Origin of the sequence: Aeromonas sp. 1HA1, from assembly GCF_029237385.1 — a bacterium.
GTDB classification, from domain to species: Bacteria; Pseudomonadota; Gammaproteobacteria; order Enterobacterales; family Aeromonadaceae; genus Aeromonas; species Aeromonas popoffii.
Map to the genome: position 1 here is coordinate 1 of NZ_JAACGC010000108.1, position 7,942 is coordinate 7,942.

Genomic DNA, 7,942 nt, shown 5'->3' on the forward strand with positions numbered 1-7,942 from the left:
GCCATCTCGCGCAGGTCTTTGCCAAAGTAGGTGATGGCGGCGGCGGTGCTGCCCGGGGTGGAATTGAAGGCGCGATCCCCGATGCGGGCGATCGCGCGGATACGGGTACGGCGCGCCACCTTGTAAGCAATGCGCAGGTTCTCGATCACCTGGTAGTCGCCACCCTCAACGTCCAGGGTGCGGCCATCGGCCCAGTAGAGGCCGTCATAGTCCGGGTACCACATCGGCACCGAGTAGCGGTTTTGTTCCAGGGTCTGCAGGGTCGCCAGCGGCAGCGGGATCCCGTCTTTGTCCACCGGCTTGTTGCCAAGGCCGACTAGGGCGCCGGTCTTCACCCGGCAGGGGCTGTCGGCGATGCTCACCGCCCGGTTGCACAGGCGCCCGGCATAAACCCCGATGAGGTTTGGCCAGAGCATCGGCACCAGGCCAATCGAGTCGGCCTTGATGCCCTCCTGCAGGGCGGCCAGGGTGGCCTCGTAGGCGGGCCAGTCCTGCTCGTTGGTAATGCCAGGCACCGCCAGCAGCATGAACTGCCAACGCCCCCACTTGGCGATCAGCTCCTGGTTGAGGGCGTGGGCGGCGTTGAGGCTCGCGGTGTCCCACGCTTGCCCCAGCACCACGATCCCTTCAAAGGACTGGGTCTGCTGCGCCTCGCGGGCGGCATCGAGCCAGGGCTTGTCGGTGGGCAGCACGTACGCGGCGGCGGTCCAGTTCTGGCCGGCGTTATCGCGGGCGGCCAGCAGGTTGGCCTTGAGCTCGCTGTCAGCGGCGCCCAGCAACTGATCAAAGTCGGACTGGGTATTGAGGGAGAGCAGCTTGCCGGTGTTGCTGGCGGCGCTGCCGATGAACAACAGATGGCGCTCGACCTCTGTCACTGGCCCCTGCATCTGGTTCAAGTTGTTGATCTGTACATAAGGCCACATGGCGCGGGCTCCTTAAGTCTCGGGGTTAGGGGGGTAGACGGGGTGGGCGCTGCCGGCCACCGAGAGGGTGATCTCATCGGCCACCCACACATCAAAGGGGGCGACGGACCAGGTCTTGTCCAGCCAGTTAACTGCGCCGCTGGGGTCTTCCACGATGCGCAGGGGCTCGGCGAACTGCACCTCCAGCTCGATGTCCGCGCTGTGCTCGTCGTTGGGCACCACGGCATAGCTGGGCTCTGGCAAGGCGAACTGCTCGCGGTAGTTGTCGTGCTCCTGGATCCAGCTGGCAGCCACGGCCAGCAAGGTCTCGGTCCGGCATTCGCGAAAGGGCAAGTTTTCCAGGGAAAACACGGCGGTGTAGGTGAGCCAGGCGAGATCCATGCCCGTGATCCCCATGTCCTTGGGCTCCAGGCGCAGGGTGCCGCCCTCCATCCAGCTGTCGAGTGAGCGGGCACAACGGGCGGGCAAGACGCGCTCGAGCTCGCGGTGCAGGGCTGACAGAAAGTAGCCCTGGGCATGCAGGGCAAAGCCGGTCTCACTCATATCATCGAGACCCCGATCCGGTGTTTGCTCTTGATGCTGCGCACCAGCTGCTGGCTTTCGGCCAGCAGTTGCTCACGCAGATCGGGGGCCCGCTCGGCCAGGTCTTTGCGGGCATCCCGTTCTGTGACTGTGGCGAACTCTGGCAGCAGCATGGCTTTGGCCCGCGCAAAGACGGCCGCCAGATAGGTCTCGGTCAGCGCGTTATTGCCGCCGGCGATGCGGGGCCCGGGGACTTGCCGTGACTCGGTGAAACCCTGGGCCCGCAAGGTGGCTTGATGGCGAACCAGCTGCAGGTTGATTTCGCTGACGGCTGCCAGCAGGGCGGCACTGATGGCATCGCTGTCCATGTCGGCGGGCAGGGCGCGCCGGCGCTCGAAGTCGCCACACACCACGTCAGGCCAAAAGCCGTCATTGGTGATGGTCTGCTCGCTGTAGTGGATGCTTTTGCCAGAGATCATGTGCTGCCTTATCAAATGGGGCGCCCCTGAGGCCACGGGATTGAGCGCAGTGCGAGCGGTCAGGCTGCAGGCTCATCCCCGCCGGGGCGCGGTGGCGTGGGAGTCGTTATTCTGGGTTGAGTGCCCGCAGGCGCATGGCAATCTTGTGGCGCAGGGTGCCGACCCCAATCTTGCTGTGGGTCTTCTCGGCGAGCGCCAGCCAGTGGTCGGCTTGCTCCAGGGTGGCGCTGTCTGCCAGGGCGCTGGGACGGGCGACCTCGTCCTTGTCACGTAGCAGCAGGCAGCCGGCCAGCTTGTACCATTTGGCGGTGGCCTGTTCGTTGAGGCGCCAGGTGCCCCGCACCTTGTCAAATACCCGGGAGAACCAAGGCTCGACGCCATGGCCCAGTGCGGCCTGTTCCTCGGCCCAGCCCAGCACGGTGTCGGCGGTGAAGTGCGCCCAGTCGCGCTTGATGTTGCCCGGGGTGCGCTGGTTCTGCTCGATGGCCAGCAGCGCCCAGCTGATGGCAGTATCCAGATCGCCGATATCAAACGCCCAGATGATCAGGCGTTGGAACAGCTCGTTCTGGTACACGGTGCCGAGCGCTGCCAGTTCCAGGTACTTGTCCACGTAGGGGCGATATTTGGGAAACAATTCATCCCGTTTCATCGCCACCTTGTCGCTCATCCGCGCCAGTGCCTTGAGCCGCCGCATGTCCTGCTCCAGGGCAATCAGCTGCAGGTGCAGGCTGTTGGCCACAAGACCGGTGGCTTGCCCGGTGGTGGCGGCTTGCGCCGCCCCCAACTGGGCCAATACCTGTTGCTTGTGACGCATGCCAGGAGAGAGGGCCATGGGTTATGCCTCCGGCTCTGCTTGGGCGTCAGCGTCTACCAGGGCGTCAGCACCGGCCGGTGCTGCAGCAGGGCGGGGGGCGATGACCACATCGGCCTCTTCGTAGCTGCCAAAGGCTTCATAGTCGCCGATGGCGTATCCTTCCTGGCGCCAGTATTGGTTTTCAAAGCCCTTGGTATCGTCGTTGTCGGCGGCCTTGCGCTTGCGGGTGTTGCGCTGGGTGTAGATGTGCAAGTTGGCCAGGGTGGTGATCATCATCCCGTTCGCCGGGAAGTAGGGCGGGATGAAGGCCGGGCGACCGGCAATGGACTTGGCCAACTGCTGCGCGGCGATCTGCTCGGTGGGCTTGGTGGCCTCGCTGTAGAGCTTGGCCTGGGCTGCTGCGACCAAGTCGGTACCGACCAGGATCACCAGGCGGGGATCGGTGCGATAGAGCGGGTTGATAGTGGCGTTGATGAGGTCTGAGGCCATTTCATCCAGGGTCTTGAAGTCGCCGTGGCCGTCCGGGTCAAAATAGATCTTGTCGCCGGTGGGGGCTTTGACCACCTGACTACCGCCATGCCACTCACGCGCCAGCTGTTGCCAGCCCTTGTTGACGTCTTCACCCAGCGGGTGCTTGATCGGATCAGAGTCGTCGGCGATGTGGGTGCCGTTAAAGCCGACCCGCAGCATGTCGAGCGCAAATGCCTGGTTAGTGAACTCGGACACCAGTTGCACGAACTGGCCCGGGTTGCCGGAGTTGGCCCAGGTGCACAAGGTGCTCCAGTCCAGACGGACACAGGAATCGGTCTCGGTCAGGCTGAATTTGTTGCCATCGACCCCAATCTTGCGGCGAAAACGCCCGTCTACCTTGCGGCCGGTGTGCAGCGCACTGGCGCCCACTTGCACCACCTGGCCGGTCAGCTGATCCACGTCCAGGCAGGTGATGAGGCCGAGGAAACTGGTGGATTCAAGGATGGCGCTGCGCAGCACCATTTCCATGGGCTCACTGACCGAGAACTGCTTGGCCAGCGCGTTCTCGGGCACACCAAACGCCTTGGCGAGCAGCGTGTTGTAGTGGTTCAGGCACTTTTCTGCCTGCGGGGTTTTGGTTTGACTCACTGGGCGCTCCTCAGCAAACGGTCGGGTGGGTGTCGCTACCGCCCAGGCCATCAGGGCGCTGGTTCGGTGTCTCTACCGAGAATGTCTCGATCTTTGCGCTCAGGGCCGCGACCTGGTCGCCGTATCCCTTGATGGTCTGCTCCAGGGCGCTGAACTGCTCGGCAGTGATGGAGGGTGCAGCCGCTGGGGTCGCTAGGGGTGCGACTGCAGGTTCAACCGCGGGATCTTCTTTGGTCTTCCCGATGGCATCGACCTTGGCGCCAAAGGTGTCAATCTGGGCGCCAAGTGCGGTAAACATCCCCGCCAGCTTGTTCATCTGTTCTTCGTTCATGTCGGTACTGTCCTCGGGTTGGGGTCGGGTCGGGGCGTCGCTGGGCTGGACCTCGGTGGGGGCGCCGTGGCCGCCCAGGAAGTTGAACACCTTGTGCAGGAGCGAGACGCGATCAGGGGCACCTTGCTCGTCCTCGGGGAAAGAGAAGCCGGACAAGTCCAGCGCCTGGCTTTGGCCCACGGCCGGGGAGGGGTGTTTGGCGGAAAACTTGAGCATGGTGGTGCCGGTGCTGGCCGGGATGTCGGTGACCCCTACGGCAAACAGGTAGGTTTTGCCCTGACCGGTGAAGTTATCCAGCGGCTCAATGGAGCAGAACTTGTATTGGCCCCGCTGGTTTTGATAGATGAGGTCGCGGGTCGGGCAGAGGATGGCGAACAGGGTGTGTTTGCCGTCTACCTTGTCGGCCTTGAGGGCCTGCACGTAGCCCAGGTTCTCGCCCCACTTCTCATGGTCTGGCCACAGCTGCGCGCAATAGAAGGTCGGATCGTAGGTGTCGGCCATGTCGGTGATCCACTTGGCCGAGATCTCGCGGCCATCCACGGACTGACCTTCTGTGGCGATCACCACCCAGCCGGTGCGCAGTGATGAATCTATTGGTGTTGGCACGGCGGCCCCCTGTTGCGTCGAAGTGGCGTCAGGTTATCGGGGCAGAAGAGGGGGAGCACTCACATGCGTTCGGGCGATTTCGGATAGCGGGGGTTATCCGAATTCATCCGAATGAAGGCGGCGGGATGGGCGGGATCGGCTCAGTATCATGAGCCCCAGCAATCAAGACTGGGGAGCCTCATGGCCTATACAGAAGAGGTACGACAAACCGCCCGGCGGCTTTATCTGCGCCACTGGAGCGCACAGGAAATCAAGGCCGAGCTGGGCCTTGGCAGTGTGCGAGTGGTGTACCTGTGGGCCGAGAAGTACGGCTGGACCGAGCTGCTGAGTGATGAAGCGCTGGAGGATGCGATCACCCGACGCTACCAGGCGCTGGCCGTCAAGTCGAAGAAGAATCACGCCGACCTGGCCGAAATGGACCGGCTCATCAACCACCACTGCGCCCTCAAAGATCAGGCCGTCAAGCTGGCCGAGCGAGAGCACGCCCTCAAGGCCCGTCAGCTGGCCGAGCCACAAGATGAACCGAGCGAGGGGAGCCGCCGGCGTGGGGAGGGTAAACCGAAGAAAGGCGGCGGCAAGAAGACCAAGAACTGGGTCAATGACCTGACGCCGGAAGATTTTGAAGGGTGGCTGGCCTCGCTGTTCCCGCACCAGCGGTACGTGCGTGACGTCAAGAATAACCCGGCCATGCCGCGCACCCGCAATATCCTCAAGTCCCGCCAGATTGGCATGACCTACTATTTCGCCGGCGAAGCGCTGGAGGATGCCATTTTGACCGGCGGCAATCAGGTCTTCCTGTCCGCTACCCGCGCCCAGGCCGAGATCTTCCGCTCCTACATCATCAACATCGCTCGTACGTTCTTGGGGGTTGAGCTCAGTGGTAACCCGATCGTGCTCTCCAACGGGGCGCAGCTGGTGTTCTGCTCAACCAGCGCCAACAGTGCCCAGGGTTACACCGGCAACTTCTACGCCGACGAATACTTCTGGATCAAGAACTTCAAGGCGGTCACCGACGTGGCCACCGGCATGGGCTCGCAATCCCACTGGCGCAAGACCTTCTTCTCCACCCCTTCCAGCAAGGCCCACGGGGGTTACAAGCTGTGGACCGGGGATGACTGGAAGGGCAAGGATCCGACGCGCCAGGCCATCGAGTTTCCGACCGAGGCAGAGCTGCGTGACGGTGGTCGGGTCTGCCCGGATCGGGTGTGGCGTTACATCCTCACCCTGGAAGCCGCGGTATCGAGCGGGTTTACCCTCATCGACATCGAGGCGCTGCGCGAAGAGACCGCGATCGAAGTGTTCGATCACCTCTACATGTGCGCCTTTGTGGACGATGAAGCATCGGTGTTCAAGTTCCAGCACATGGAGCGGGCCCAGACCACTATCAGCAACTGGAGCGACTACACCCCGGGCCACCCCGAGCCGTTTGGCAAGCGTGAGGTGTGGCTGGGCTATGACCCGAGCCGTACCCGTGATAACGCCACCCTGGTAGTGGTCGCCCCGCCGCTGTTCCCGGGCGAGAAGTTCCGGGTGCTGGAGAAGCACTTCTGGCGCGGGATGAACTTCCGTTACCAGGCGAGTGAGATCGAGAAGATCGCCAAGAAGTTTCGGGTCACCTATCTGGGGATCGACGTGTCCGGGGTCGGCAGCGGGGTCTATGACCTGCTGCAGCCCGTGTTCAAGTCCACCATCACCCCGATCAACTACAACGTGGAGAGCAAGGCGCGACTGGTCCTCAAGATGGTGGACGTGGTCGAGTCAGACCGTATCGAGTGGGATCAGGAGGACATCGAGATCCCGCTCGCCTTCATGAGCATCAAACGCACCACCACCGGTGGCGGCCAGATGACGTTCCGCGCCTCGCGCAGCAGCGAGACCGGCCACGCCGATGTGTTCTTTGCCATCGCCCACGCAGTGGACAACGAACCGCTCGATACATCACGCCGCCGCAAGTCCACCTGGGCCATCAGTAAACGAGGAAAACATGAGCCGCAAACAGTGCTTTCATCAGCGGGCCCAGCGGCCCAGTACCCCATCCCATGTTCCCAGCACCCGTTCCGCCGTGAGCTTTTCCATTCCCGAACCCATCGATCCCACTGCCTGGATGACCGACTACACGGACGTGTTCTACAGCCCATGGGGCGAGTATTACCTGCCACCCATCGACAGGAAGGGCCTGGCCAAGGTGGCCCGCGCCAATGCGCACCACGGCGCTATCTTGATGGCACGGCGCAACATGGTCTCCGGGCGGTTTATCAGCAGCGAAGGGGTGCCCCGGGAGGTGATCACCGCGTTTGTGCACAACCTGCTGCAGTTTGGGGACGCGGCCTTGCTCAAGCTGCGCAACGGGTTTGGCCAGGTGGTGGGGCTCTACCCTCTGTCGAGCCTTTACCTGCGCCGCTGCCAGGATGGCAATTTCTTGATGCTGCAGCGGGACGGCAGTTACAAGCGCTATGTCAGCGAGGACATTATCTGGCTTGCCCAATATGACCCGGTGCAGCAGGTGTATGGCCAGCCCGATTACCTGGGGGGCTTGCAGTCGGCCCTGCTCAACCAAGACGCAACCCTGTTTCGGCGTAAATACTTCCTCAACGGGGCCCACATGGGGTTCATCTTCTATGCCACCGACCCGAACATGGACGATGACCAGGAAGCGGAAATGAAGGACATGATCGCCAGCTCCAAGGGGGTCGGGAATTTTCGCTCGATGTTCGTCAATATCCCGGGAGGCAAGCCCGATGGGATCAAGCTTATTCCGGTGGGGGACATCGCGACCAAAGACGAATTTGCGGCCATCAAGGCGATCACCGCCCAGGATGTGCTGACGGCGCACCGGTTCCCGGCCGCGCTCGCCGGCATCATCCCGGCCAACGGCAGCGGGGGCCTGGGGAACCCGGAGCAGTACGACCGGACCTATGCGCGCAACGAGGTGATCCCGCTGTGCGAGCTTATTCAGGATGCGATCAACGGCGCCAACCTGCCGCGCCGGCTTCAGGTGGATTTCAACCGATCGTTGGAGGTGGCTACCACTGTGTGAAAACCCAGCTGGCGGGTATAATCGGGCGGTTATGTCGTCGGAAATGGGGGAAGCATGCGGGTATTTTGTCGGGAATGTGGGGAGTTGGGGCGCATCACCAAGACGCACCGT

The 7,942-nt window shown here is 62.8% G+C and carries 7 protein-coding genes and 1 pseudogene; 2 read left to right on the forward strand and 6 right to left on the reverse strand.

Features of this window, described 5'->3' with window-relative positions; genetic code table 11:
• From GWQ22_RS20130 to GWQ22_RS20155, 6 genes are all read right to left on the reverse strand, one after another.
• The coding region (locus tag GWQ22_RS20130) for a DUF2586 domain-containing protein (RefSeq protein WP_275931436.1) at window positions 1–923 on the reverse strand (923 nt) is incomplete at its 3' end.
• Between the two features lie 12 nt (window positions 924–935).
• Window positions 936–1,466, reverse strand: coding sequence for a phage tail protein (locus GWQ22_RS20135; protein ID WP_275931437.1), 531 nt, complete (start codon window positions 1,464–1,466; stop codon window positions 936–938).
• A complete protein-coding gene (locus GWQ22_RS20140) occupies window positions 1,463–1,924 on the reverse strand; it encodes a head completion/stabilization protein (RefSeq protein ID WP_043139054.1) in 462 nt (153 codons plus the stop codon). Before GWQ22_RS20140 ends, GWQ22_RS20135 begins: the two co-directional genes overlap by 4 nt.
• Window positions 1,925–2,030: 106 nt before the next feature.
• Window positions 2,031–2,756 (reverse strand): phage terminase small subunit, encoded by a 726-nt coding sequence (gene gpM, locus GWQ22_RS20145; RefSeq protein WP_275931438.1) that lies wholly within the window; start codon window positions 2,754–2,756, stop codon window positions 2,031–2,033.
• A 3-nt stretch (window positions 2,757–2,759) separates the two neighbouring features.
• A complete protein-coding gene (locus GWQ22_RS20150) occupies window positions 2,760–3,857 on the reverse strand; it encodes a phage major capsid protein, P2 family (RefSeq protein ID WP_275931439.1) in 1,098 nt (365 codons plus the stop codon).
• Window positions 3,858–3,867: 10 nt separating this feature from the next.
• Entirely contained in the window at window positions 3,868–4,794 is a 927-nt protein-coding gene (locus tag GWQ22_RS20155; RefSeq protein WP_275931440.1) for a GPO family capsid scaffolding protein, read from the reverse strand.
• 180 nt (window positions 4,795–4,974) lie between these two features.
• On the opposite strand from GWQ22_RS20155, the pseudogene GWQ22_RS20160 reads away from it, so the two are divergent.
• Window positions 4,975–6,768 (forward strand): annotated as a pseudogene (locus GWQ22_RS20160) (terminase family protein); the annotation flags it as partial.
• A gap of 10 nt (window positions 6,769–6,778) precedes the next feature.
• Entirely contained in the window at window positions 6,779–7,831 is a 1,053-nt protein-coding gene (locus GWQ22_RS20165; RefSeq protein ID WP_275931441.1) for a phage portal protein, read from the forward strand.
• Window positions 7,832–7,942: the final 111 nt, after the last annotated feature.

Bases quoted from the DNA above. Each gene is read 5' to 3' on its own strand.
- GWQ22_RS20135 (WP_275931437.1), bottom strand. From the start codon at position 1,466: ATGAGTGAGACCGGCTTTGCCCTGCATGCCCAGGGCTACTTTCTGTCA.
- GWQ22_RS20140 (WP_043139054.1), bottom strand. From the start codon at position 1,924: ATGATCTCTGGCAAAAGCATCCACTACAGCGAGCAGACCATCACCAAT.
- gpM (WP_275931438.1), bottom strand. From the start codon at position 2,756: ATGGCCCTCTCTCCTGGCATGCGTCACAAGCAACAGGTATTGGCCCAG.
- GWQ22_RS20165 (WP_275931441.1), top strand. From the start codon at position 6,779: ATGAGCCGCAAACAGTGCTTTCATCAGCGGGCCCAGCGGCCCAGTACC.